At 66.3% G+C, this 24,876-nt stretch carries 20 protein-coding genes and 4 pseudogenes; 11 read left to right on the top strand and 13 right to left on the bottom strand.

Annotation, left to right across the window (positions count from 1 at the left end; genetic code table 11):
• The first annotated feature begins 80 nt into the window (after window positions 1-80).
• The 3 genes from AC4GY7_RS15435 (at window position 81) to AC4GY7_RS15445 (ending at window position 2,554) form a co-directional block, all read left to right on the top strand.
• Complete coding sequence (locus AC4GY7_RS15435; protein ID WP_491115700.1) at window positions 81-959, top strand: PEPxxWA-CTERM sorting domain-containing protein; 879 nt, start codon at window positions 81-83, stop codon at window positions 957-959.
• Window positions 960-996: 37 nt separating this feature from the next.
• On the top strand, window positions 997-1,746 hold the full coding sequence (locus tag AC4GY7_RS15440; RefSeq protein ID WP_491115702.1) for a PEPxxWA-CTERM sorting domain-containing protein: 750 nt from the start codon (window positions 997-999) through the stop codon (window positions 1,744-1,746).
• A 109-nt stretch (window positions 1,747-1,855) separates the two neighbouring features.
• Window positions 1,856-2,554 (top strand): DUF6445 family protein, encoded by a 699-nt coding sequence (locus AC4GY7_RS15445; protein WP_491115704.1) that lies wholly within the window; start codon window positions 1,856-1,858, stop codon window positions 2,552-2,554.
• Here AC4GY7_RS15445 and AC4GY7_RS15450 read toward each other — a convergent pair.
• The 5 genes from AC4GY7_RS15450 to AC4GY7_RS15470 form a co-directional block, all read right to left on the bottom strand.
• Window positions 2,551-4,035 carry a tryptophan halogenase family protein gene (locus AC4GY7_RS15450; protein WP_491115706.1) on the bottom strand — a complete coding sequence of 495 codons (1,485 nt, stop codon included), beginning with the start codon at window positions 4,033-4,035 and terminating at the stop codon, window positions 2,551-2,553. The genes AC4GY7_RS15445 and AC4GY7_RS15450 overlap by 4 nt on opposite strands.
• Window positions 4,032-6,083 (bottom strand): glucosidase family protein, encoded by a 2,052-nt coding sequence (locus AC4GY7_RS15455; protein WP_491115708.1) that lies wholly within the window; start codon window positions 6,081-6,083, stop codon window positions 4,032-4,034. Before AC4GY7_RS15455 ends, AC4GY7_RS15450 begins: the two co-directional genes overlap by 4 nt.
• Before the next feature lie 55 nt (window positions 6,084-6,138).
• Window positions 6,139-8,796, bottom strand: coding sequence for a TonB-dependent receptor (locus AC4GY7_RS15460; RefSeq protein ID WP_491115710.1), 2,658 nt, complete (start codon window positions 8,794-8,796; stop codon window positions 6,139-6,141).
• A gap of 126 nt (window positions 8,797-8,922) precedes the next feature.
• Window positions 8,923-11,154 (bottom strand): glycoside hydrolase family 3 N-terminal domain-containing protein, encoded by a 2,232-nt coding sequence (locus AC4GY7_RS15465; protein WP_491115751.1) that lies wholly within the window; start codon window positions 11,152-11,154, stop codon window positions 8,923-8,925.
• Between the two features lie 98 nt (window positions 11,155-11,252).
• A complete protein-coding gene (locus AC4GY7_RS15470) occupies window positions 11,253-11,633 on the bottom strand; it encodes a winged helix-turn-helix transcriptional regulator (RefSeq protein ID WP_491115712.1) in 381 nt (126 codons plus the stop codon).
• 93 nt (window positions 11,634-11,726) lie between these two features.
• On the opposite strand from AC4GY7_RS15470, the gene AC4GY7_RS15475 reads away from it, so the two are divergent.
• Both AC4GY7_RS15475 and AC4GY7_RS15480 read left to right on the top strand, forming a co-directional pair.
• A complete protein-coding gene (locus AC4GY7_RS15475; RefSeq protein ID WP_491115714.1) occupies window positions 11,727-12,788 on the top strand; it encodes an SDR family oxidoreductase in 1,062 nt (353 codons plus the stop codon).
• Window positions 12,789-12,911: 123 nt separating this feature from the next.
• Window positions 12,912-13,289, top strand: coding sequence for a hypothetical protein (locus AC4GY7_RS15480; RefSeq protein WP_491115715.1), 378 nt, complete (start codon window positions 12,912-12,914; stop codon window positions 13,287-13,289).
• A 54-nt stretch (window positions 13,290-13,343) separates the two neighbouring features.
• Here the strand turns inward: AC4GY7_RS15480 and AC4GY7_RS15485 are convergent, their stop codons facing one another.
• Both AC4GY7_RS15485 and AC4GY7_RS15490 read right to left on the bottom strand, forming a co-directional pair.
• Window positions 13,344-13,724: a response regulator gene (locus AC4GY7_RS15485; protein WP_491115717.1), complete on the bottom strand. Its 381-nt coding sequence runs from the start codon at window positions 13,722-13,724 to the stop codon at window positions 13,344-13,346.
• A gap of 4 nt (window positions 13,725-13,728) precedes the next feature.
• Window positions 13,729-16,458, bottom strand: a complete 2,730-nt coding sequence (locus tag AC4GY7_RS15490; protein ID WP_491115718.1) for a PAS domain-containing protein — start codon at window positions 16,456-16,458, stop codon at window positions 13,729-13,731.
• A 716-nt stretch (window positions 16,459-17,174) separates the two neighbouring features.
• Between AC4GY7_RS15490 and AC4GY7_RS15495 the strand changes: the two genes are divergently transcribed.
• The 4 genes and pseudogenes from AC4GY7_RS15495 (at window position 17,175) to AC4GY7_RS15510 (ending at window position 20,097) form a co-directional block, all read left to right on the top strand.
• Window positions 17,175-17,729 carry a hypothetical protein gene (locus tag AC4GY7_RS15495; RefSeq protein WP_491115719.1) on the top strand — a complete coding sequence of 185 codons (555 nt, stop codon included), beginning with the start codon at window positions 17,175-17,177 and terminating at the stop codon, window positions 17,727-17,729.
• Window positions 17,730-18,380: 651 nt separating this feature from the next.
• Window positions 18,381-18,475: pseudogene (locus tag AC4GY7_RS15500) on the top strand (IS481 family transposase); the annotation flags it as partial.
• A gap of 191 nt (window positions 18,476-18,666) precedes the next feature.
• A pseudogene (locus AC4GY7_RS15505) lies at window positions 18,667-19,527 on the top strand (RNA repair transcriptional activator RtcR family protein); the annotation flags it as partial.
• A gap of 6 nt (window positions 19,528-19,533) precedes the next feature.
• Window positions 19,534-20,097 (top strand): AAA-type ATPase lid domain-containing protein, encoded by a 564-nt coding sequence (locus AC4GY7_RS15510; RefSeq protein WP_491115753.1) that lies wholly within the window; start codon window positions 19,534-19,536, stop codon window positions 20,095-20,097.
• A 306-nt stretch (window positions 20,098-20,403) separates the two neighbouring features.
• On the opposite strand, the gene AC4GY7_RS15515 is transcribed toward AC4GY7_RS15510, so the two are convergent.
• Window positions 20,404-20,595: a hypothetical protein gene (locus AC4GY7_RS15515; RefSeq protein WP_491115721.1), complete on the bottom strand. Its 192-nt coding sequence runs from the start codon at window positions 20,593-20,595 to the stop codon at window positions 20,404-20,406.
• Window positions 20,596-20,856: 261 nt separating this feature from the next.
• On the opposite strand from AC4GY7_RS15515, the gene AC4GY7_RS15520 reads away from it, so the two are divergent.
• Window positions 20,857-21,270 (top strand): hypothetical protein, encoded by a 414-nt coding sequence (locus tag AC4GY7_RS15520; protein WP_491115723.1) that lies wholly within the window; start codon window positions 20,857-20,859, stop codon window positions 21,268-21,270.
• Between the two features lie 537 nt (window positions 21,271-21,807).
• On the opposite strand, the gene AC4GY7_RS15525 is transcribed toward AC4GY7_RS15520, so the two are convergent.
• The 4 genes from AC4GY7_RS15525 to AC4GY7_RS15540 form a co-directional block, all read right to left on the bottom strand.
• Window positions 21,808-22,488 carry a hypothetical protein gene (locus tag AC4GY7_RS15525; protein WP_491115725.1) on the bottom strand — a complete coding sequence of 227 codons (681 nt, stop codon included), beginning with the start codon at window positions 22,486-22,488 and terminating at the stop codon, window positions 21,808-21,810.
• An 88-nt stretch (window positions 22,489-22,576) separates the two neighbouring features.
• On the bottom strand, window positions 22,577-22,873 hold the full coding sequence (locus AC4GY7_RS15530) for a hypothetical protein (RefSeq protein WP_491115727.1): 297 nt from the start codon (window positions 22,871-22,873) through the stop codon (window positions 22,577-22,579).
• Window positions 22,874-23,012: 139 nt separating this feature from the next.
• On the bottom strand, window positions 23,013-23,660 hold the full coding sequence (locus AC4GY7_RS15535) for a hypothetical protein (protein ID WP_491115729.1): 648 nt from the start codon (window positions 23,658-23,660) through the stop codon (window positions 23,013-23,015).
• Between the two features lie 336 nt (window positions 23,661-23,996).
• Complete coding sequence (locus tag AC4GY7_RS15540; RefSeq protein ID WP_491115731.1) at window positions 23,997-24,347, bottom strand: hypothetical protein; 351 nt, start codon at window positions 24,345-24,347, stop codon at window positions 23,997-23,999.
• 55 nt (window positions 24,348-24,402) lie between these two features.
• Here AC4GY7_RS15540 and AC4GY7_RS15545 point away from each other — a divergent pair.
• Window positions 24,403-24,623, top strand: a pseudogene (locus tag AC4GY7_RS15545) (transposase); the annotation flags it as partial.
• A 151-nt stretch (window positions 24,624-24,774) separates the two neighbouring features.
• Here AC4GY7_RS15545 and AC4GY7_RS15550 read toward each other — a convergent pair.
• A pseudogene (locus AC4GY7_RS15550) lies at window positions 24,775-24,876 on the bottom strand (IS5/IS1182 family transposase); the annotation flags it as partial.

A 24,876-nucleotide genomic window follows, 5' to 3' on the forward strand; every position in this document is an offset into this window, starting at 1 on the left:
TAACAATGCTGACCTATCAGCCTGCCCGCGACGGCGGGATGTTCCCGGCCGTCGCACTCAAGCGCACAGGCGGGGACACGATGATAACGAAGCAGATACTGGCGTTCGGCGCCGTCGCTCTGGGGCTGACGGCCACCGGCGCCCATGCGGCCGATGTGCTGAACGCGGGCACCGGCGCGCCTTATCGCCTGACGACCACGGCCTATGCCCAGACCTTCGACGGGCTGAAATCGATCACGTCCGATCCGACGCCGGCCGACGCGCTGCCGGCCGGCTGGCAGACCTTCGAACGCGGGCCGGGTGCCAACCGCACCTATCAGTTCGGCACTTCGGGCAGCAACACGGCCGGCGTGTGGAGCTTCGGCCTCGGCACCGACCGCGCGCTCGGCGGCCACACCAGCCCGGACGTGTCGCTGATCTACATCGGCGCGATCTTCGAAAACGGCCTCGGCGCCGCCATCGATTCGCTCGCCATCGGCTACACCGGCGAACAATGGCAAAAGGGCTACAATCGCGCGACCCTGAGCTTCCAATATTCGCTCGATGCCACCAGCATCAACGACGGCACCTGGCTGTCCTTCACCCCGCTCGACTTCACCGCACCGAACAGCGCCGCCTATACCGGCAGCCGGTTCGGCATCACCCAGACCAACGGCAATGCCGCGGCCTATCGCACGCCCGTGAACGGCGTGATCGACGGCCTGTCGATCGGCGCCGGCAGCACTTTCGGCATCCGCTGGATGCTGGGCGACATCGATCCGGCCGGCGTCACCTCCGATGACGGGCTCGGTATCGACGATCTGCGGCTCACCGCATCGGTCGCCGCGGTGCCGGAGCCGGCGACCTGGGCGATGATGATCCTCGGGATGGGCGCGGTCGGCTTCGCGATGCGCTCGCCCCGCCGCCGCGCAAGGGGTCGCGCGACCCCCGCCTCATCCACCGCAGCTTTGCCGGCCTGACCAGCGCCGCGTCACGATTTCAACAAGGGAGAACACCATGACGATCCACAAGGCATTCGGCCGCACCAAGGCGGCTCTTCTCGGCGTCACGGCCATCGGCATGCTCGCCCTGTCCGGGCAGGCCGCCGCGGCGACGCTGGTGCAATATGACTTCACCGGCAACGCCGGCAACGAGGCGACGGAAGCCGCGTCGTTCGCCGCCGCGAATGTCGCGGGCGTCGCCTTCAGCCGCGGCGGCGGATTGAGTGCCCCGAGCGGCGCCAACGCCTTTTCGTCGGCCAGCTGGGGCGCTTACGCCACCAACATGACCGATTACCTGACGTTCGGCCTCACCGTCGCGTCCGGCTACACCGCCAGCATCGACCAGCTGATCTTCTCGTCGCGCTCGTCGAACACCGGCCCCGGCAACCTTGCCGTGCTCGCCGCAGTGGATGGCGCCGCATTCCGACAGATCGCCACCTTCGGCCAGAATGGCGACAATGTCGCCAACAACGTGCTCTCCTTCGCGCCGCTGACGGGCGTCTCCAACGTCGTCTTCCGCATCGTCGCGACGAGCAACACTGCGGCGAACGGCGGCACCCTGGCGGGCGGCGGCACCTTCCGCGTCCAGAACTACGCGGGCGCCAATGCCAGCCCGTTCAGCATCAACGGCACCGTCGCGACGGTCACCGCCGCGGTGCCGGAACCCGCCACCTGGGCGATGATGATCGCCGGCATGGGCGCCGTCGGCTTCGCGATGCGTCGCCGTCGCAAGGCAAACGTCACCACCACCGTCCGCTTCGCCTGACCCTGCACGACCGTCGCGCTCTCTCCCGGAGCGCTGCGGTCGTCGTGGCGGCCGGGCGCGCCGGGCGATTGCGCTTGCCGCCGGGGCGCTGCCGTGATGGAAACGGCCCATGATCCATCACCATAGCCGATCGATCGGGGACAGTGGCGGCCGATTGCTGATCGGCGAGGCGGCGACCGGCGATGCCGGCGCCATCGCCGGCATCGCCGCCGCACTTGGCCCGTTCCCGCCCGCGCGCGGCAATGCCTATCCCGGCGTGCGCCGGTTCATCGCTCCGGCGGATCGCGCCGCCGCCGGGTATAGCCGCGACCTGCTCCGGGCGCTGGTGCCGCTCATCAACGCGACGTTCGACGTCGACGGCTTCGACCTGCTGACCGCCAGCTTCTCGATGGTGACCGCGTCCCCCGACCGGCTCACCCCGGTCCAGCGCGCGCCGCATTTCGATTCGACCGATCCGCACTACCTCGCGATCCTCCACTATTTGGGCGGGACGCAAGGCAGCGGCACGTCGTTCTACCGGCAGCGCACGACCGGCATCGATCGCGTGTCCGAGCAGAATCAGCCCGAATTCATCGCCGCCGCCCGGTGCGAAGCGGACAGCTGGAGCGGCTATATCGCCGGTTCGAACCCTTCGTTCGAGCAGATCGATACGGTGGCGGCGGTGCCCGATCGGGTGATCGTCTATCAGGGCAGCCTGCTGCACTCCGGCATCATCCCGCCCGACATGCCATTGAGCGACGATCCGCTGGTCGGGCGCCTCACCGCCAACTTCTTCGTCCTCGGCCGACCGCGGCGACCCCCGGCCTAGGCGCGTCCCGATAGCAAAGGCGGCACCCGCGCTGCCGCATCGCCGATCATCCGCCGCACCGCCTCCAGTTGTCGCAGGTTGTCCGCATCGCTCATCGTGTCGAGCAGCGGCGTATAATCCGCCGCCCGCACCCCCTGCCCGTGCATCACCGCAAACCAGCTGGCATCGCGAAAGAGTTCGTCCGGCGTCAGCATGATCCGCGCGGAGCGGCGGAACTGGTCGATCTTGTAGCGCAAGGTGTCGGGGATCGGCATGGACTGGCAATGGCGCCACAGCGGTTCGTCGCGTCCCTGCGTCAGGTGGTAATGGAGGATGACGAAATCCCGCACCTCCTCGACCTCGCGCGCGGTCAGGCGGTTGTATTGCTCGGCGAGCAGCGGGTCGGCGTCGCGGCGTGGGAACAGCGACAGCAGCTTGCCGATGCCGCTCTGGATCAGGTGGATGCTGGTCGATTCCAGCGGCTCCAGAAAGCCGCTCGACAGGCCGATCGCGACGACGTTGCCGACCCAGGCGCGCCGGCGACGGCCCGGGGTAAAGCGGATCAACCGCGGCTCGGCGAGCGGCGGCGCGGCCATCCGCTCGATCAGCAGTCCTCGCGCCGCCTCGATGTCCTGGAACCGGGTCGAGAAGACGTAGCCGTTGCCGACGCGGTGCTGAAGCGGGATGCGCCAGCGCCACCCCGCCTCCTGCGCGATCGCCTGCGTATAGGGCGTCGGCTCGGTCTCCGCCGCCGAGGGCGCCGCCCACGCCGCGTCGCAGGGCAGCCAGTGCGACCAATTGTCATACCCCGCCTGCATCGTCTGCTCGATCAGCAGCCCGCGCAGCCCCGAACAGTCGACGAACAGGTCGCCCGCGATGCGGTCGCCTCCGTCGGTCGCCAGCGCCTGCACATGGCCGGTATCGCCATCCCGCTCGACTTGCGCGACCTTGCCCTCGTGCCGCACGACGCCCCGCCCCTCGGCCAGCGTCCGCAGGTGCCGGGCATAGCGCATCGCATCGAAGTGGAAGGCATAGCCGAGCGTCGACAGTGGCGAGCGCGGATCGCCGACCGGCTTGGCGAAGGCACGGCGGCGGGCGATCCGCGTCGTCAGCGAAAAATCCTCGATCGGCGCGGTGTCGCCCGCCAGCCACGCCCGCGTCAGCCGCTGCGGCGCCATGGTCGCATCGCCCGGCGTGCCATAGGTGCCGAACGGGTGGAAATAGGCGCTTCCCTCCCCCTGCCAGCCGCGGAACTCGATCCCGAGCTTCCACGTCGCGCCGGTGTCCGCCATGAACCGCGCCTCGTCCAGGCCGACCAGGCTGTTGAACCAGTGGATCGTCGGGATCGTCGCTTCGCCGACGCCGACGGTGCCGATATCCTCCGATTCCACCAGCGTGATCGTGGTGCCGGTCCGCTCCAGCGCCTTGGCCAGCGCCGCCGCGGTCATCCAGCCCGCAGTGCCGCCGCCCAGGATGACGACGCGGCGGACGGGATCGGTCACGGCTGGCGCGCGGCGCAGGCGGGCGAGCCCGTCGGCCGCTGCACCGCCAGATAGACGGTGCTCCACAACTGCGCCGCATTGGATTCGTCGGCATCGCCGCCGCTCGCGCCGAACGGCACGATCCGATAGCCGCCGTCGGCATAGCGCCACGACCACAGCTCCGAACTCTGCACGCTGCGCCCGGCGTCGATCGCGCGCCACAGTTCGGATTGCACCGCCGCCAGCCGCGTGCAGGTCGCCGCCGGCAGATCGCTCCGCTCCAGCTGCCGCGCCAGGCCCGCTGCGACCAGTGCCTGCTGCCACGACCAGACGACCGTGCCATGATAGGCATTCGGCCCGAAGCGCCGCTGCAACGCCGGATCGGCATAGACGGGATCGGCGACCAGCATGCCGATCCCCGTCATCAACCCCGCGGGGAACGGCTGTGCGATGTTCGCCGCGGTCACGCCCAGCGTGTCGGCGGATGGGCGGCCGAACAGCAGCGCGAAGCCTTCGTCCGAATGGATGATCGGCACCGGCCGCCCCTGCCGGTCGAGCGCGATGGCATTGTAGCGGACCGGCGCCGCCGCGACTGCGCGCAGCGCGGGGTCTGCCGGCACGCCCATCGCTGCGGCATAGCGGGTGATCGCCGCCCGTGCGGTCGCCTGCGCCACCGTCTGCGCGAACAGTCCCGGTGCCTTGGCCGACCAGGTCGCCGCCATCGCCTGCACCTGGGCGATCAGCGCGCGATCGGCCGGCTTGGCATAGGGCGCAAGCAGGCCGGCGCGCGCCATCTCGCCGATCGACTGCAGCGCGGCGGGCACCAGCACCGCGTTGATGTCATAGGGATAGCGGCCGCCGCCGAGCCCGTCGTTGCTGTCGCGCCACTCGCCCGCGTCCATCCCCTCGCGCAGCGCGACGAGATTGGCCCAGCGCGGATCGCGGGCGAACGGCGCCGCCCGCGCCACCACGAAGCGCGCATTCGCCATCAGCGCATCGCCCAGCCGCTGGCCACCGTGCCGTTCCGCCAGGAACGCCTTGGCCCGCGCCCGCCCGCGTGCGTCGTCGATCAGCCACGCCCGCGCGACCGGCGCGAGCAGGAACGGGCTGTCGACCATCTTGTAATCGTACACCGGCGCCGCCGAGAGGCCCTGGCCGTCGCGGCGATGATCCAGCACCGCGAATTCGCCGATATCCTCCTCGTGCGCGACATTGCCGTCGGGCGAGAGCCGTTCGAGCACGGAGCGCAGCCCCGTCTCCACCGCCGCCGGCTGCAACGCCGGCATCAGCAGCCGCACCGACATCAGCGTATCCCGCCCGAAATAGGTGAGGAACCGCCACGAACCGGCAAGGAACTTCTCGTGGTAGCTGAGGAACTGGAGCGCGTGCCGAGCCTGGGGGTCGGCTGCGGCTGCCGGCGTCAGCAGCGTACCCGGCGCGAACGGCGTCAGCGGCGTCTCGCCGGTCAGCGCCGTCACCGTCACGCCGATCGTCCCGTCCGGCGCCGCGGTCAGCGTCCTGCCGTCCACCGCACCGCGATCAACCCGCACCGACAGGCGATAGCCCGCCGCGCCGTCCAGCCGATCGCGGGCCCAGGTCAGCGTGTCGCCGTCCGTGCGCAGCGGCGCCTCGATTCCCGCAGGCGCGGTGCCGAGCGCCTGATAGTCGCGCAGCACCCGCACGCTGGTCAGCAGCGCGCGCTTCACCGTCAGCCGCGGCGCGCGGATCGTCGCATGGAACGTGACGCCGTGCAGCGCCCGCCCCCGCGCATCCTTCGTGGACAGCGGCTGCGGCGCCGCCGTCAGCTGCCATTCCGCCGGCGACGGCACCCGGTCGAACCACAGGCCGACCCCGCTGTTGCCGGCAGGGAACGCGACGATCAGCCGCGGATCGTCGCCCGATCGCAGCAGCACATGCGCTGCCACCGGCCCCTGCTGGGTGAAGCTGTTGAGGTTCAGTCCCTCGCGCCGCGCCGGCCCCACATCCGCCGCCTCCTGCGGCGCAGCGACCGAAGCGACGGGCAGGAGCGCCAGCAGTGCGAGAACGGCGGATCGAAGCATGCGGGTCATCCCCGATCGATACAAGGACCGGTCATCGGACGCGAGCGCCCGATGACCCAAGGCATTACAACTTGATCGTCGCGCTGATGATCGCATTGCGCCCGTAGATCGCGCGGCCATAGAAATAGCCGTTGACGATCGTCTGCGTCTGCCCCTGCCGCGGATTGCCCTCGGTAAACCCCTTGGCGTTGGTCAGATTGTCGAGGCTCGCGTTGATGTTCACCCGGTCGCTCAGGTTGAAGCTCGCACCGACCGAGAACACGCTATAGTCGGGCAGCGCGATGCCGTTGCCGGCATCGGCGAAGATCTTGCCGACATATTTCCACCGGCCATAGATCTCGCCCAGCCCCGAAGGCAGGATGAACGACGGTGTCACCGTCAGCAGCTTCTTGGGCGTCCGCTCCGGCACGTTGCCGTCATACGTGCCTGCGATCGGCTGGCTGAACGTCAGGTTGGTCAGCTTGGGGTCCTGGTAGACGCCGATGACGTTCACACTGAAGAAGGTGATCGGCCGGATGTCCATGTCGACCTGAACGCCGTTGGTGCGGCTGTCAGCCAGCGCATTGGTCTGCTGCGCTGCATTGTTGGGGTTGATGATCTGATAGGACAGGTCGTTGATCTCGGTCCGGAATCCGATGACCGACGCGTTGAAGCCCGGCCACTGGAAGCGTGCACCGCCTTCGTACAGAGTCAGGCCCGTCGGCTTGCCGCCGAGGCCGCCCGCGTTGCCGCCGTTGGTCTGGAAGCCATAGGCACCGCGCACGTACAGCGCGATGTTGCGGGTCAGCGTGTAGTTGATACCGCCGGTATAGGCGAGCTTGTTGTAGGAATCCGACACGCGGGCGTACTGGCCGTTGAACGACGCGCCGACGTTGTCGTAGATGCCGGGCGTGCCGGGCTGGACCGGATCGTTGATCGCCGCCTGCTGACCCACGTCGACGCGGACGTGCTGGTGCTCGTAACGCGCACCGAAGTCGATGTGCAGGTTGTCGCCGATCTGCAATTCGTCGTTGAAATAGCCCGAGATCGAATTGACCTCGTCCTTGAACAGGCCCTGGCCCCAGTTGCCGTAATTGACCATGCCGTTGTTGGTCAGCGAGCCGAGCACCTGTCCGCCCGCATTCAGCGCGACGATATCGTAGACGTGGCTGTCGTTGGTGACGTCATTGATGACGGTGGCGACCGCCGACTGGTCGTTCTTGCGGCGGACGTTGTAATACATGCCGCCGACGGTCAGCGAATTCTGGATGCTGCCACCCGTCGCATCCCATTTCGCGCCGAAGTTGCTGCCGAAATCCTTGGTCGACAGCGTCTGGTGGTTCAGCACCGTCTGCTGGAGCAGGCCGTTACCGTTCAGCGCGTTGAGCGCCGCGGTGTTGCTCGCCGGGATCACCGCACCGGTGCGGATATCGCGCAGGCCGTATTGCGCGGTGCCGGGGAAACGGAACTGCGCGACCTGGAAATAGGTGAAGGTGGCAGCGCGCAGCGGCGTCAGCCCGGCGAGCGGCGACACCGCCGGATTGAGGTAATTGACTGCCGAGGTCAGCCCCGCGGTGCCCGCGCCGGAGCCGGGGAAGATGCCGTTGAAGTCGTACTTGCCGTCGAGATAGCGGGCATGGGCGAACAGGCTGATGCCTTCCGACACCGGCTTTTCGATATCGATGCGATAGGTGTTCGCCTTGACGCCGACGCCCTCGCTCGAACGGAACGCCCGCACCGGATTGCCGGTGGCGGCGGCATCGGGAACCAGGAACTGGGTGAAGTAGCGGCCGCCGACGTCGTCACGCTTCAGGTCCAGCCCCGGCACGCTGCTGATATCGCCGCTGGCGCTGACGCGGAACGGCATGTCGGCGTAATAGGGATTGTTCTGGTCGATGCGCTTGTACGTCAGCCGCACGGTGCCGCCGTCGTCGAACCGCTTTTCGATCATCGCCTTCAGATTGTAGCCGAAGAAGGTGAAGGGCGTGTTCCGCACCCCCTTCTGCGACTGGACGTAGCCGCCGACGCCCCAGGCGACGCTGTCGGTGATCGGCGCCGAGAAATAGCCGTCGGCCCGGAAATCGCCATAGGTGGCGCCGGTCAGCCGCGCCGAGGCGACCGCCTTGTCGTAGCTCGGCTTCAGCGAGATGAAGTTGATCGTCGCACCGGCGCCATTGGGTGCCAGCACGCCCGACGTGCCGCCCTGCACCGCTTCCATCCGCGCGATGGTGATGTCGTTCTGGAAGTAGAAATCGGCGCCGCCGCCGCCGTAGAGGATCGGCATGCCGTCCTCTTCCAGCGTGACGAACGTCTGCGCGCCGCCGCGCAGGCCGCGCACCGAATAATTGTTGGAGATCGGCCCCGCCGTGCCCTCGACGAAGATGCCGGGCACCAGTTCCAGCGTCTCGGCGGTCGATCGCGGCGCCTTGCGCTGGATGTCCGCCTGGCTTGCCAGCGTCACGTTCGACGAGCTGTCGAACAGGGTGCGCTTGCCCGAGGTGTTGCCGGTGACGACGATGTCCTGGAGGTCCGCTCCGTCGCTCGCCGGCGGCTGCGCGCCCGGGGGCGTACGCGGCTCGGCGGCGGCCTGCGCCGCGGCAGCGGTGTCGTTGGCAGGCGCGGTGGTGGCGGGCGTCGCTACGGAGGGGTCGGCACTCGTCTGCTGCGCAAGCGCCGGCGCGCAGGCGAAGGACGCACTTCCCGCCAGCAGCGCGGCGCGGATCGACAGTCGAAGGTTCAGCATATCATCATCCCCAGCGGCTCCGGTCTCTGCGCCGGATGTTCCGCGAAAACGTCCATTACGCCTGTGGTTTCCGCACTTCCATTGCACGGGCGAAACAATCGCGCGGCTGTGACTTTCCGGGCACATTTACCCCCATGATGTTGTCGCATGCAGGCCCGTATCGGCGGCGCTGGAGGCGATCCAGATATCCACCACGCCCGGCTCCACCGCCCACCGCCCGTCCGCATCAACGATCGCCAGATCATTGCGTCCCAGCGGCAGCGAGAGCGTCGCGGCGGCGCCGGGATCGAGCGTGACGCGCGCGAAGCCCTTCAGCTGGCGCACCGGCCGCGCGCGACTCGCCACCCGCTGGCGGACGTAGAGCTGGACGACATGGGTGCCCCGCCGCGCCCCGATGTTGCGAACGGTGGCGGTCACCTCCCCCGTCTCGCCCAGCACCGGCGGTACGCCGACGCCCTCGATCGCGAAGCGGGTGTAGCCCAGTCCGTGGCCGAAGGCGTAGCGGGCGGCATCCGGCGCATCGCGCCACCGCCCGGTGCCGCCCTGCGGCTGCGGCTCGGGCGGTGGCGGCCGCCCCGTCGGCAGGCGATCGTAGGACCAGGGCTCCTGCCCGGTCGCGAGGGGGAAGCTGACCGGCAACCGTCCGGTCGGCTCGGCATCGCCGAACAGGATGTCGACGAGCGCCGGCCCCGTCTCGCAGCCCAGGAACCACGTTGCCAGGATCGCCGGCGCCGCCGCCACCGCCCCCTCCAGCGCCAGCGCGCGGCCGTGGCGGAGCAGCACGACCAGCGGTGTGCCGGTCGCCGCGACCGCGTCGGCCAGTGCCTGCTGCGCGGCGGGTACGGTGATGGCGGTACGGCTGTTCGCCTCGCCAGACATATCGGCGCCCTCGCCGATCGCGAGCAGCACCACGTCGGCGTCGCGGGCGGCGGCGACGGCAGCGGCGATGCCGCCCTCGACCGCCGCCGTGATCCCGCAGCCCGGCGCGACGGTCAGCGTCGCCGCCGCGGGCAATCGCTGGCGCAGCGCGGTGGCGAGGTCGATGCCGCGGCGGCGATAGCCGGCAAAGCTCCACGGTCCGTCGAGCTGCGCCGGATCGGCGCCGAACGGCCCGATCAACGCGATCCGCCGCGTCGTCCTGGCCAGCGGCAGCAGCGCGCCCTCGTTGCGCAGCAGCACCACCGCGCGCGTCGCCGCCTCCCGCGCCAGCGCACGGGTCTGCGCGGTGCCGATCCGCGTCCGCTCGGCGGCGGGGTCGAGCGATCGGAACGGCCGCTCGAACAGGCCGAGGCGCGCCTTCAACGCCAGCACGCGCCGCACCGCCGCGTCGACCCGCGACATCGGCACCCGCCCCGCCGCGACCAGCGCCGGCAGATGCGCGTTGTAGAGCCCGCTCTGCATGCTCACGTCGGTGCCGGCCAGGATCGCCCGCCGTGCGGCATCGGCCTCGTCGATGGCGGCGCCATGCGCGATCAGCTCGAGATCGGCCTGATAGTCGGATACGCAGGGACCGCGAAACGCCATCGCGTCGCGCAGGATGCCGGTCAGCAGCGGCCGGTTGGCGGTGGCGGGCACGCCGTCCACATCCGTGAAGCTCGCCATCACCGCCCCCGCCCCCGCCGCGAACGCCGCCGCGAACGGCGGCAGATGGACGCTGCGCAGCGTTGCGGGGGAGATATCGACGGCGGCATATTCCATGCCGCCGGTCACCGCACCGTAGCCGGCGAAATGCTTGGGTGTCGCGCACAGCGCATCCTCGGCCGACAGGTCGTCGCCCTGGAAGCCGCGCACCCGCGCCGCTGCGAGCAGGCAGCCGAGATGGACATCCTCCCCCGCCCCTTCCGCGACCCGTCCCCAGCGCTGGTCGCGCGCGACATCGACCATCGGCGCGAACGTCCAGTGCAGCCCGCCCGCCGTCGCTTCGCGCGCGACGGCGCGTGCGATCCGCTGCGACAGGTCGGGGTCGAACGCCGCCGCCTCCGCCAGCGGGATGGGAAAGATCGTCTCATAGCCGTGGATCACGTCGGCGGCGAAGACCAGCGGAATGCCCAGCCGGCTGCGCAGCGCCGCCCGCTGCGCCCGCCGTGCGCCGGCGACGCCATGACCGTTGAACAGCATGCCGACCTGCCCGGCACGGATCGCCGCCAGCATCGCGGCCGCATCGCGCGCCGCCTCGCCGGGGTTGGTCGGCCGGCCGAGCGGACGGACGGTATCGGAAAAGCAGGACAATTGCCCCGCCTTCTCCTCGATCGTCATCCGCGCGATCAGATCCTCGATACGATCCCGCGCCGCCCGCGCCAGCGTCGGCCACAGCGGCAGCGATGCAAGGTGCAGCAGGATCGACCGGCGCTGGATCATGCGGGACACTGCGCTCCCTTGCGCCGGACGGACCTCTTCCGGATCGCTCGCGATCAAGGGATAGGGATCATGCCGGGGATGTCAAAACGCCGTGGCCGCTAATCGCGCCGCGACGTCGGGCGGGGGCGCAAGGCGTCCAGCGCGTCCGCATTGTCGCGTCCCCAACCGTAGAGCAGCTCGACCGGCTCGACGAACCGCCGGCCGAGATCGGTCAGGCGGTACTCGACCATCGGCGGCATCGTGCTTTCGACATGGCGGCTCAGGAGGCCGCTCGCCTCCATCTCCCGCACCGTCTGGGTCAGCATCTTCTTGGAAATGCCCGGCAGGCTGCGGTGCAGCACGCCCGTGCGTGCGACACCGCCGTGGCGAACGTGCAGCGTGTGGAGCACCATGCTGGTCCACTTGGTCGCGAACAGCTCCAGCACGCGGCGCGGGGCGCAGTCTTCCCGCCATGCATCGTCGGGCGTTCCGGGCCGCATGTGGTTACCTCCTGGTGCCTGGGGATCCAGATGGTGCCGTCTAGAAGAGCGCGCCATCCGTGCCTAGCTCCCTCCGAGACAAGGAGATTTTCATTGAGTAAGACGGCATTGGTGGTGGGTGCGAGCGGGATCGTCGGCAGCGCGACGGCGGCTTTGCTGCGCGAGACGGGCTGGAGCGTGCACGGGCTCGCGCGCAGGCCGCGGGGCGATGCGGGCTTCAACCCGATCAGCGTCGACCTGCAGGACGCCGCCGCGACCGCGGCCGCCCTGCACGACCTGCACCCCGATGCGGTGTTCATCACGACCTGGCTGCGGCAGGACAGCGAGGCGGAGAATATCCGGGTCAATGCGGCGATGGTCCGCAACCTGCTCGACGGGTTGCCCAAGCCGACGGGGCCGCGCCATGTCGCCCTCGTCACCGGGCTCAAACATTACCTCGGGCCGTTCGAGGCCTATGGCCAAGGTGCCCTTCCGCAGACGCCGTTCCGCGAGGAGCAGGGGCGCCTCGACGTCGAGAACTTCTATTATGCGCAGGAAGACGCGCTGTTCGCCGCCGCCGCGCGGGACGGCTTCACCTGGAGCGTGCATCGCCCGCACACGGTGATCGGCCTCGCCGTCGGCAATGCGATGAACATGGGCACGACCCTGGCCGTCTATGCCACCCTCTGCCGCGAAACCGGCCGCCCCTTCACCTTCCCCGGTTCGGCGGCGCAATGGGCGGGGCTCACCGACATGACCGACGCCGGCCAGCTTGCGCGCCACCTGCTGTGGGCGGCGGAGACGGACCGTGCGCATGACCAGGCGTTCAACGTCGTCAATGGCGACGTCTTCCGCTGGCAGTGGATGTGGAGCCGCATCGCCGACTGGTTCGGGGTGGAGGCGGCGCCCTTCGACGGCACCGTACGGCCGCTGGAGCAGCAGATGGCCGGCGATGCGGCGCTGTGGCGCGAGATCGCGATGCGCGAGGGGTTGGCCGAGCCGGACCTCCACCGCCTCGCCTCGCCCTGGCATACCGACGCCGATCTCGGCCGGCCGATCGAGGTGGTGACCGACATGAGCAAGAGCCGGCGGCTCGGTTTTACCCGCTACCAGCCGACCGACGACGCCTTCTTCGCCCTGTTCGACCGGCTGCGCACCGACCGGCTGATCCCCTGACCGACGGCAAGGATCCCGGCCGTAGATGACGGCACGCCGCGTTTATCGAAAAGCGGGGTTCTTTTCGCGTCATGCCTCGTTGAAGAGCGCCGGCATCCGCCGGTAGAGACAGAGGATCATGCGATGGCCGTCAAATTCGCCGGAACGATGAACGCGATCAATCGGGGCCTTGAAAATACCAAGGCCGGCAAGGGCGCGACGATGGTCGAGGATTGGGAAGCCGCGCTGGCCGAGGTGGATACGCCGGGCGCCAAGGGCATTCTTCGCGACCTTGCCTCGCTGCGCAAGCAGCTTGAAAAGGACGATCCCGACGCCGACCGGGTCCACGACCTGCTGCACCGCCTTGGCGCCGCCACGACAAAGATCGCCGACCGGGCGGACAAGTCGCAGGACAAGCTCAAGGCGCTCGGCGAAGCGCTGACCGAAGCGGGCGAGGAACAGCCCGACGAGGAGGAAGATACCGAAGCCGCCGCCGCACCCAAGCGCGCGCGCCGGAAGTGAGCGAGGCGGGGCGGGGTTCCCCCGCCCCGCGGCATCGCGCGGGGCAGACTGCGTTCAAATTCCGGGCTGTTTCGCCTGCCCGGTTCCCAGAAGCTGCTCGACCGCCGCAATCCGCACCGGCTTCATGACGATCGCCACGCGCTGCCATTCGAGCGGGATGTCGGCCGAATTGTATCCGGTCGCGAACAGGAACGGAATCGCTCTCGCTTCCAGCGCTTCGGCGACCGGGAAGCTCCGTTCCGTGCCCAGGTTCACATCGAGCATCGCCGCGTCGATCGTCTCGCTGCCGATCAGGCGCAGGGCCTGGTCGACGGATGGCACCGGGCCGATCACCGTCGCGCCGGCGCCTTCCAATCCATCCTGAATGTCCCTCGCGATCAGATAGTCGTCTTCGACGACGAGGATGTTCAGACCTTGCAACGACGCTGTGCTCACCTGTCTAGTCCGGTTCTGCCATGGCCTTCGCAGCGGGAACGTCGATCGTGCAATGCACGCCGTCGGCCGCCATGGTATAGCTGGTCTTCGCCCCAAGCTGGTAAGGCAGGGCAAGCTCGATCAACTCGCGTCCATAGCCTCCTTGCCGGGGGCGGTCGTCAACATGGGTCATGTCGACGCCCGCCTCGCACCAGTCGACCTGAAGCCTGGGGCCGCCCGGATCGGCATGGGTCACGCGCCAGCGGACGGTGAGATGTCCGCCCGGCACGGCGAGCGCTCCATACTTCAAAGCGTTGGTGGCCAGCTCATGCAGCGCCAGCGAAAAGGTCTGCACGGTCGCCGATTTCAAGGGCACGCCCCGTGGCCCGTCCAGCGTCACCTTGTCGGCGGGCGCGCCGAGCGCCGCCAATTCGGAGCCGAGCAGCGCGTCGAACGTCACCCGCTTTCCGGCTGACAGGTGGGACAGCAGCCCCTGGACACGGGACAAGGCGGAAAGCCGATCCTGGAAATGCCGATCGAAGTCGTTCAGCGACGTGGCGCTGTTCAGCGTCTGCCGGGACAACGCGTTCACGACGGCGATGAGATTGCGGGTACGGTGCTGAAGCTCCTGCACCATCACCTGCTGCCGGTCCTGGAGCAGCCTCAGATCATGGATGTCGGTCGACGTGCCCAGCCATTCGATGATCGATCCCGCCTCGTCGCGGACCGGCGTCGCCCGCGTCTGGAACCAGCGGTAGGCGCAGGACGCCTGGTCGCGGATGCGATATTCGACGTCGATCCCGCCGCGGTCCACCGCCTGGTGCCAGGCGTCGCGGGCGGCGTCCCGATCGTCGGGGTGGAGCGGCTCCAGCCATCCCGACCCGCGGCTATCCGCCTCCTGCTGCCCGGTGAAGGCGGTCCATTGCGGACTGGCCCAGGTCCAGTCCCCGCCATCGACCGCACGCCAGACCAGCTGGGGGATACCCTCGATCAACGCCTGCAAGCGGAGCTCGGTTTCGCGAAGCTCGGTCAGGTCGTGGCCGATGCCGCCGATCAGTGCGATCGCGCCATGCTGGTCGCGGATCGCAAAATCGGTGTTGCGCAGCCAGCGGATCGCTCCGTCGACGGGGCGCCTGACGCGATACTCGAACGCGACGCTCTCCCCCCGCCGGACGCGATCGATGTTCGCCGAGGCGTCGGGCCGATCGTCCGGCACGATGAGGTCGAGCCAGCTGCGGAAATTGTCGCCGGCAAGCGCTTCCTCTCTGCCGAGGCCGTAGATCTGTTCGAAGGCCGGCGTGAGATACTGCCATTGCAGTGTCGCGGCGTCGCGTATCCAGAGGATGTCCTGCGATGCGTCACCGAACTGCCGGAACCGCTCCTCGCTCGCGCGCAGCGCCGCCACGGCGCGAGCGCCCTCCATCGCCGCCCATGTCCGCTCGGCCGCCTCCTCGACGAGCGCGACGTCTCCCGGCGTCCAGTGGCGGACGCGGGACGATACCGCGACGAGGGATGTGAGAGGGTTCTTGTCCCCCTTGCGCACCGTGGACGCCACCATCGCGCGCATGCCCAGCGAGGCCGATGCTGCCCGCTCGCCGTCGGAAAGACCCGGCCTCGCAAGGTCGTCGGCCAGCACGAATGTCTGTTCGCGTATCTGCTCATACGCGTCGGGAAAGTCGGACAGGCGGACCTCCGCCGGAAGCGGGGCAACCGTATCGTTGCCGATCTGGGGGCCGATATCCGCCACGTCGTCGTCCGGTCGATAGGTGGCGATGTAACAGCGATCGAGCTGCATCTGCTCGTGGAGCATGCGGATCGCGCAGGTCGCTATCGCGTCGACATCGGGCTCGGCGCGCAATGCATCCGACAATTTCAGCAGAAAGGCTTGCCGCTCCTGGCTGTCGCGCAACTGTGCCTCGGCACGCTTGCGGTCGGTGATGTCGTCGAACACGACCGCGACCCGATCGCTGCCCCGTTCGCCGACCAGCGAGAAATGCGCGCTGACCCAGCGATCCCCGACAACGATATGATTGTCATGGCGCGCCGGAAGCCCGGTGCGTGCGACCTCCTCATATTGCTCCAGCCAGCGATCGGGCATGGCGATGACGTCTGTCGCACGCCGCCCGACGAAGGGGACGACGCCGCTGTGCCGGGTGTAGTTGCGGTTGAAGTCGACGCCGATGACATCGACGACGCGGCCGTTCCCGTCGCGCAGCAGGTCGGTGAGCGCATATCCGTTGTCTATCGTATCGAAGAGGGTGCGGTATTTCTCTTCGCTGCGCTGGACGGCCGTTTCCGCCGCCTTGCGCCGTTCGATATCGATGTTGATCCCGATCCACTTCTCTATGGATCCTTCCGCATCGAGCAGCGGCGCGGCGCGGACGTTGGTCCAGCGCCAGCTGCCATCGGGCCTGCGCAGGCGGAATTCGACATCCACCACCTCGCGCGCCGCGATCGCCTCTCGCCACCGCCGTTCGACATAGGGCCGATCGTCGGGATGGATCGCATCGAACCAGCCGTCACCCAGCCATTCCTCCAGCGTCTGACCGGTATAGGCTCGCCAGCTCGGGCTATCGGCGGTGACGACCCCCGCAGCGTCGGTTTCCCACACCGCCTGCGCCCAGGTGGCGACGAGCAGGCGGTGGCGGGCCTCGCTCTCCCGCAAGGCTGCATCCAGATCCGCCTTCTCCCGCAGCAGCGCCTCGGCCACCGCCAGTCTGTCCTTCAGCGCGCTGATCTCATCCTGCGGTGTCATGCGCCCTTAACGCATGGATTCGCGGCAGAACCAAACACATGGGCTACTGTACGGGCCGGTCGATCGCTGCCCGTTCCAGCTTCACCTGGCAGTGGCCAGCGATATCGGCTGCTCCTTTCGGCATATCGCCGGACAGACATGGATTGCTTGATCCCTGTATCCGTCTGCTGAGCATCGGCGAGTCCAGCTTCCGGGCCATTGCCGGCGCGGCCTCCCGTGTGTCGAGGGCGATCCGGTCACCTTGAGGGCGGCGCTGGCGGCGGCGATCGCGCGCGGGCCGGCAACGATCAAGCAGCGCGGCCGTGATCGCTATGGTCGCACGCTGGCTCGGGTAAGGATCGATGGCGCCGACCTGTCGGATGCGCAGGTCCGGAGTGGCCACTCGATCTGCGTCCGTCGGTGGAACTGACCTTACAGAACGAAGCCGCAAGCGATTGAAGCGCGTCGCTGGACTGAACAGTCACGGCCGGCCCTGGCGCGCCCGCAACGGAAGTAATACTATTGCGGTATGCCAAGGTCAGGCGGGCTGCATTAGTTTAATGGAACAGCGGCTGGATATGGTCATGTCTATATTCAACACTTTCAAGTAACGCCGGCGCTGTCAGGTAGGTTTGCTTTGCGCTGGTGTAAGCCTGCTCACTCCGTGCTTTACCAGTCACGCACTGGCAGCCGATGATCCCTGGGTGCGGAAGGACGAAGCAGCCGGTTGGTGCACGGTGACCAAGGATTTCGGTTACAAGCATCTCGATTTCACCTACTCGATGGCCGTGGATGTTCATGAGCGGGACGATTTAACGAGTGGACGCTACCAGCTAAAAGCAACATTCTATAGGGATGGGAACGAGCTGGGTTGGCATAAGAATACCACGGCCAATGTCGTGATCGACGGCGGGCCGTCAATGTCCTTGCCGGCGATCACACTCGATACCTACATCACGATCAATCTGCCCGATCAAGAAACCATGATGCGGTTCGCATCAGCTAAGCGGATCGAGATATCGGTGCCGCAGAAAAAGCTGGCTTGGCGAATGGACGGTGCCGCTCCGCTTGTGTCGTCAATGCTCCAAGGCTGCCGACAGACGGCTTTGGCCGTGTTGGCGGCTGAGAGCAAAGCGCGATACGAGGTCTGGAAGGCCAACAGGACGCCCGCGCAGGAGGCAGAAGAAGCAACTTCTCGCCGAAGCTCGGGCCCGCCGCTCGGGCGGATCGTCCCGATACAGCGACGCGGCCGTCATCGTAGGCGCGCTGGGTGCATTTGCGTCCGGGCTTAGCCGGGGAATGGCCCCATTACCTGTGCCTCCTCGCACCTATTCCATGACGCCTGTGCCTTCGTCGCGGCCCGCACCGGTGCCCGGCATTCCCGCCAGCCCGCGTCCTGCCGCCAAGCGGTACGGCGACCTGCCGACCGGCGTCGGCAACGCAGCGCAACGCAACTTTTGGGCGTCGAAGTGTCGCGACCAGCTTCAAGACGGGTCTTCGGCTGCGCAGGGCTGTCAGCAGACTCTTCAGATGCTGCGTGCGGCGCCAAGCGGAGATACTGCAGCCTCCGGCGGTGCAATCGGTGGGGCCGTGACGCCAACGAGCCACTGCATCACCATGCGACCGCAAGGTGGTAAGGGTCTCGGTCTTTGGGAGGTCGTCAACAGCTGCGGGTTCGCAGTGATCGGCAGCTTCTGGTATGGTAACGATCGGTCGCGCAGCAGCGGCTATACGGTTGAACCCGGCGGAACCGAGGGCGTATCGCCACCGCCGAAAGGCGTGACGACCTGGAACGTTTCCTCGTGCAAGCGGGATGAATGGAACAAGGGAGTCTGCCGGTACGACTGACACATGGCGAAACGGTGGCGGGCGAGAGGTATGGCATACGCTTCGGCCATGGACTTTGATGGTGCATGATCGGCGCAGGCCTGGAGGGATGCACTATGGGACAGGTTCTACATGGGAGCGCCCGCACGACAGAGGCAGGCCGTCGAGCGATACAGCGTAGTCGAGAGCTTGAGGGTGCTGGCCAAGCGTAACCGTCCGGTGAGGGTGCGGCGTCAGGCGGGGCGGGAGTTCCAGGGCAGCAGATCGGCAATACGGCGGGCGGGATGGTCCAGCGCCTCGCGGGCGGTGGCCGAGCCGGTTGCGGCATGCAAAAGCGTCCGAAAGCCGACCTTTTTGTACCAAGCGAGCGTCGGCTTTGATGAGCGGATCGACCGGCTGGTCATGATCCATGGGACGCAGCACGCGCGCCTTGCTGCGTTCGTGGCGCAAGACATCGCCTCGGTGTCGCCGGAAACGCGGGTCGAGATGCAGGTGATGGACTTTGTGGATCCGTGGGATTTCGAGGAGGTCTATGGAAAGCTGCTCGACCTTACGGGCCTATCCGTTCGACCCTGATACGGAGGATTATCTCGTCCATATCACGACCCGCACGCACATCGCCCGAATCTGCCTGTTCCTGCTGACCGAGGGCCATTATTTGCCAGGTCGCCTGCTTCAGACGCAACCGGCACGCGGGTCTGGCGGCGCGGCGGGGACGTGGAACATCATCGACCTCGACCTGTCGCGCTATGACAGCATCGCTACGCGTTTCGCCGCCGACAGCGCCGAGAGCACAAGTTTCCTGAAATCGGGCATCGACACGCGCAACGCCGCCTTCAACACGATGATCGACGAGATCGAGCAGGTCGCGGTCCGCAGCCGCGCGCCTTTGCTGCTGATGGGACTGACCGGGGCGGGCAAGAGCCAGTTGGCGCGGCGCATCTGCGAACTGAAGCGGCTCAAGCGCCAGGTGAAGGGGGCGCTCGTCGAGGTGAATTGCGCCACGCTGAAAGGCGATGGCGCGATGTCGGCGCTGTTCGGCCACCGCAAAGGCGCCTTCACCGGCGCCGCCGCGGATCGCGCGGGACTGCTCCGCACGGCGGACGCCGGCGTGCTGTTCCTCGACGAGATCGGCGAACTGGGCTGGACGAACAGGCGATGATCCTGCGCGCGATCGAGGACAAGCGCTTCCTGACGGTCGGCGCCGAACGCGAAGCCCATAGCGATTTCCAGCTGATCGCCGGCACCAACCGCGATCTGGCTGCGTGCGTGGCGGCGGGGACGTTCCGCGACGATCTGTATGCGCGGCTGAACCTCTGGACCTTCACCCTGCCCGGTCTCGCCGAGCGGCGCGAGGATATCGCACCTAATCTCGACTATGAACTCGATCGCCATGCTGAACGCGAAGGCGACCGCATCACCTTCAACAAGGAGGCGCGCGACCGCTATCTCGCCTTCGCGACGGGCGCTGCCGCGCGCTGGCCCGGAAATTTTCGCGATCTCGCCGCCAGCGTCACCCGCATGGCCACCTTCAGCCCATCGGGACGGATCAATATCGAGTGCGTCGCAGCCGAGATCGCACGGCTCAAGCGCCTGTGGACCGGTGGCGCGGATGCGACCGACCCGCTGGACGGATTATTGCCGCCGGAGCAGCTGGACGGGCTGGACCCGTTCGACCGGGTTCAGCTGGCGCATGTCGTCGCGACATGCCGGGCGAGCCGCTCCATGTCCGATGCCGGTCGCGCGCTATTCGCCGCCTCCCGCCGGCAGCGCACCTCGACCAACGATGCCGATCGGTTGCGCAAGTATCTCGCACGTTTCGTTTTGCGCTGAGCAAATCTGAACGCGTTATGTTGCAGTAACGATAAATAATTTAAAATATACTAACACTTTTCATAGCGTTACATATACAAATTCCTTCAAATAACTTACGAAAATTATCTTTTATTTTATCCCTAATTAATATAAATAATGAAAAGGCGATTATAAAATAAACTTTATATGTATATCACCATAGTTTAAATATACGTAACTTCACTATAAATATAACATGATAATGTAGCAATTTGTTAGATGGTTTTAATCATACTAATCGCCATTAACATTAGCGGTCTATTACCAACATATTCTATAGGACAGTTATTTTCGTCGAACGCCAAGCTGGATGATTATCCCATCACTGACGGGTGCAGGCTGGGCGTGACAGGTCGTTTCGCCGGCGTCGTTGCTCCTTTCAAGCGAGCCGATCGAACCGCCACGTCTAGTCCCGATGCAGGAGTGGCTCTCTTCGTCGATCATCATGGCTGAGGCGATCATCGTGATCAACGCCATTCTCGCGCACATTCCGCCTTGAATACGGTTGCAAACGGATACCTATCACACACATAATCAGGGGGCTGTCATATCAATCTTATCGGCTTGGTAATCTGGCTTGCCGCGTCGGCAGCCCACTGTCATCGGACCATCGTTCAGTCAGCGATCCCCCTTCGCCAAGTGTGTATCGTCGCAGAGGGAGGCGCCGTCATTGCCGACACACGCGAACGGGCCGGTCGACTGGCTGAGCATGCCAAGCAAGGAGCCCAGTGTTTTGAGGTGGCGTTCGCACGACTTGCACCACGCCACGCGATCATCGAAATGATCAGCGGTGGAATCGACGTGCGGATAGACGCGCCTGAAAGCTGCCGGATGGAATGGCGCATGCCCTGGCTGTCCGATCAAGATGTGGCGGAAGGCTATCGAACCTCCTTCGCGCACGGCATGACGGCTAAGGCACAAGCCATGCAACTCGACGCCGATGGAACCGCCGCGCTGGTAATATTGGCGCTCGCGCAACAAGCTGACAAGATCACGCCGGCCGCGTTACACGCACGAGAAGCGGGCACGCTCTCCATGAACTTGGGCATGACTAGTTCATCAATGCATTTTGGCCAGATGCGACCATGCGCGCCAAGGATCACGATGGTGGCCCCGCGCCCAATTGGATGGACGAAGCCGCTTCGGCGATGATGGAAAGACCTGACGCTGGCGAACAGCCGCCGCGCCAGTTTCGCCGCGATTTACGGCGGGAACGATGCGGCCGCGGAAGCACGTTTGCCCGATCTGTCATCGTTCCTTTTGGGTAATCGTCCTACCCTGCCGAAGCTGAGTATTGCGAACGCCGATAGCCGCGTGCAGGTGCTGACCCAGGATGAAGGCGCGAGGATCGCCGCTGCGGCCAGGCCTTCTATTTGCAGGCCTGCCTGTCCGCCGACTATGTGCTGGTGCGCCGCGGCGATCCCGCCGCATTCTGCTACGCCGCAGATGCGTTTGCACAGGGCGAAACGACCGCCGGATGCCTATCGACCCCCGGAGCGCGGCTGCATCTGTCAGGACACGTCGCGCTTGTTGAGGCAGATTGGCTCGCACGGCGCCGTCCATGACCGCGCTTATGTGTCATAGTCTAGCGACGGCACTACGCGCGGGCCGCCCGTAGCGCGTCGTAGCGTCAGTAGAACATGCGCCGTCTTCTCGAACATCGCGAGCGGATATCGTATCTTTCGGCCGTCAGCGCCCGCCGTCGAGTACCGCCTGGACCATCAGTCGCGGAAATACCGTTTCCAGCGGCTTGGTATCCGGCAGTATGTAGACATACCCACCCTTGCGGCCGAACAGCGGCCTTACGCTTTTGGTGTAGAACGCGGTCGGAACGTTGATGCAGCCGAAGGTGATGCGGTTGTCGTCGGGCGTCGGTGACAGCATGCGCTCGCGGCGATGTTCGCTTGTCTTGCCCGGGGTGGGTATCGGGTGAATTGCGACCGACGTGGCATAGTCGACCCAGAGTACCCGCTGGCGTCCGGCCGCCGGGCCGAACTTCGCCAGAAAGCGTCCCGCCGGCGTCGTCTTCTCCGCCGGGCCGATCTCCGACAGGTTCTTGCTGCCGATGCCGGGCGTGGCATCATCACCGACGGCGATGCCGATCAGCACCGGCGCCCTGCCCAATTCGGTCCCGCTGCCGTCGAACAGGATCAGCGAGGCGGTGATCTTGTCGATAATGACATAGGGGAGACCACGATTGTCACGCGATGCCGCTACCCAGTCCGCAACCCGGATTGCCGCCGGTGAGAGTTCGACTGCGCTCGGCGTGGCAGGAGGCGCCGCTTGCGATGGCGGCGGCGGCGCCGGAGCGGCCTTCGCTTTCGCCTCGATCGCCATGTATCCCGCAAGCGCCAGAAAAAATGAGATCATCTGCAAAGGCGCTCGGCACAGAGGACCAGCGTCGCAGTTCGGCGACGCTGGTGAAGGTCGGTTAGCCGGACGAACCCGGCAATGCGTCTCAGTTGCGCGCGCGCTTCGGTCGGCGTTCCTGTGCCTGCAGCCGCTGATCGATCGTGTCGACGCGGCCGTTCAGCTGTTCCAGCCGCTGGCCGTTGCCCTGCGTCTGGGTCGACGCGGCCTGCGCCTCTGCCAGCGCCTGACGCGCGGTACCGTCCGTCTGCTGCAAGCGGGTTTCGAGCGTGTCGACCCGTGCGCTGACGGGGGCGATCTGCTCCCGCACATAGGATTTGGTCGCGCAGCCGCCCAGGCTCGCTGCACCGATCATGATGCCCACTACTGGCGACAGTCTCTTCATCGCTGGCGACATATACGCGTCCTCCCACATTGTTGACCAAACGGAACAATCCGGAAATCGGCTCGAGGTTCCTGCGAGCCGATCCCGGTTCGAGCGTTCTTTGGTGTCGCCAGGTGAACGGCACCTGACTGCGGCCTGGCTAGCGGCGCTTATGAGACGGCTTGTCCCGATCGCGCGAGAAGGGGTCTTTCGGCACGGCCGCGGCGCTGCTTCCGGCGGTTTTCCCGGTGACGGGCCTGGCAGTGACGGCGGCGATGCAGCGCTTCAATTCGGCAATGGCAGGCGCGCTGCCGTCGAGCAGCAACCGGGCGACCGGCACGTCGCCGCGGTCGATGTTCAGGAACTTGGACGTCGCGAGATCGGTCGCGAACGTGGGTGGAAATTGCGTGACGAAACCCCGCTTTCCGTCGGAAGCCATGCCGATGGCGGCTTGCTTGACGTAGCGCCGGTTCGACAGGCGAAAGTCGAGCGTCAGTCGCTCGCGGGGTTTGAGCGACCAGTTATCGTTCAGCACGGACAGGTGGTTGCGACCATCTGCGTCGAGTCCAAACAACAAGGTTGTCCCGCCGTCACCGCCATAGTCCCGGGTCATGAAGCACCCTGGCGCATCGCTGCTGGGCGCCAGGGTCCATGCACCCTGACTGCGTACGGTATAGCTTTGCGCAACGGCCTGCGCGTTCATCATGACGAGCAACACAGCCGCTCGCCAGGCGATGCGGCGGAACCGGAGCGGCGGGAGCGGACCTGTCGCGCGGCGGCCTGATACCGGGCACTGCGCTGCGAACATCGATGCCTTTCCCCCGGCGACAGGTCCAATCGATCGGCAAGGCATGACCATCATCTCATCTCCTTCCCGACCGTAGCCGAGTGGGAAAGAATTGGCCAAGGGGCGCAACGCTCCAATCATTCCTTACCGCAGGCGTTGATGTTCAGCGCGCCGGTCCCAAACACATCATCGAACGACACGAGCCAACGCTTGTGGCCCTCAACGAGAATGCCCTGTGATTGGCCATTAGGACGCACATCGAGCCCATATGCGTTCGTTTCCGCGCTCGCTGGATGACGGTGCATCGCCGATCGTTCGCCGCCCAACGCGAGATTTTTGGCTGCGGCCGTACATCGTCTAATCGCGTTGGCCGCTGGCGGTTCCTGAAAAGTCACTCAGCCAGAGTAAATGCTGCAACGCAACGTGCAACAACGTGTAAGCGCTGCCCGCGCGTCCCATCGAGAGATGGCCCGCTTGCATCCCTTGCCGCAGGCTGCGCCCGACGATCGATCGCCGGCCTGCAGAATTGGCGAAGCGGCCCTTCCGGCAATCCGCGCCTTCATTCATGATGTCGTGGGCGTACATTTCGCGTCCAGGTTCCGGCACTGGCCGCTGCGGGCGGATGATGCACAGGCTCTCATCAACATTGTCATTTACGACCGGATGATCGATCTGAATTGATCCGACTTGCAGCGCGTTGGTCGACAAGCAAACAGCCCATAGGCGAGGCACGGCGGCTGGCCTTCGATGTTTGTGTTCCGCGCTGGGCTTGTGGCTCGAGCAGAACGAAGGCGCCAGATTCTGGCTCGGGGTCATGAACGAGTTGAGAAACCGTGGCACTGACGACATTCTGCCGTCATCGATGGCCTCGCAGAATTCTCGAGGCGATCACAGCCGTGTTTCCGTGCGGCGGTTCAAACCCGCGTCGTCCACCTGCTTATATACTCGCTTGACTTCGTCTCTGGTAATAACTTTAAGGACTTGGAAATATAACACCGTGATAGACGTTATAAGTATAATATGAGTTCAACAGCTTCTATCGCGCGGATGATCGCTAAAGAGCATCGTGATTTCTCCGCAAATATGACAACCCGCCAGCCGCATATTCCCGGGGATTAGGGTCAGGACTCGTTGATCACAGCCAGAAGATGACGGTGGCAGCGAGGGCAATAGCGGAGAGGAAGGCGGTCGGGCATCGATCGTAGCGGGTAGCAACCCGGCGCCAGTCTTTGAGGCG

The sequence above is a fragment of the Sphingomonas sp. SP5 genome (assembly GCF_058313455.1).

Bases quoted from the DNA above. Each gene is read 5' to 3' on its own strand.
- AC4GY7_RS15435 (WP_491115700.1), top strand. From the start codon at position 81: ATGATAACGAAGCAGATACTGGCGTTCGGCGCCGTCGCTCTGGGGCTG.
- AC4GY7_RS15440 (WP_491115702.1), top strand. From the start codon at position 997: ATGACGATCCACAAGGCATTCGGCCGCACCAAGGCGGCTCTTCTCGGC.
- AC4GY7_RS15445 (WP_491115704.1), top strand. From the start codon at position 1,856: ATGATCCATCACCATAGCCGATCGATCGGGGACAGTGGCGGCCGATTG.
- AC4GY7_RS15455 (WP_491115708.1), bottom strand. From the start codon at position 6,083: ATGACCCGCATGCTTCGATCCGCCGTTCTCGCACTGCTGGCGCTCCTG.
- AC4GY7_RS15460 (WP_491115710.1), bottom strand. From the start codon at position 8,796: ATGCTGAACCTTCGACTGTCGATCCGCGCCGCGCTGCTGGCGGGAAGT.
- AC4GY7_RS15465 (WP_491115751.1), bottom strand. From the start codon at position 11,154: ATGATCCAGCGCCGGTCGATCCTGCTGCACCTTGCATCGCTGCCGCTG.
- AC4GY7_RS15470 (WP_491115712.1), bottom strand. From the start codon at position 11,633: ATGCGGCCCGGAACGCCCGACGATGCATGGCGGGAAGACTGCGCCCCG.
- AC4GY7_RS15480 (WP_491115715.1), top strand. From the start codon at position 12,912: ATGGCCGTCAAATTCGCCGGAACGATGAACGCGATCAATCGGGGCCTT.
- AC4GY7_RS15490 (WP_491115718.1), bottom strand. From the start codon at position 16,458: ATGACACCGCAGGATGAGATCAGCGCGCTGAAGGACAGACTGGCGGTG.
- AC4GY7_RS15515 (WP_491115721.1), bottom strand. From the start codon at position 20,595: ATGGCGTTGATCACGATGATCGCCTCAGCCATGATGATCGACGAAGAG.
- AC4GY7_RS15525 (WP_491115725.1), bottom strand. From the start codon at position 22,488: ATGATCTCATTTTTTCTGGCGCTTGCGGGATACATGGCGATCGAGGCG.
- AC4GY7_RS15530 (WP_491115727.1), bottom strand. From the start codon at position 22,873: ATGAAGAGACTGTCGCCAGTAGTGGGCATCATGATCGGTGCAGCGAGC.
- AC4GY7_RS15535 (WP_491115729.1), bottom strand. From the start codon at position 23,660: ATGTTCGCAGCGCAGTGCCCGGTATCAGGCCGCCGCGCGACAGGTCCG.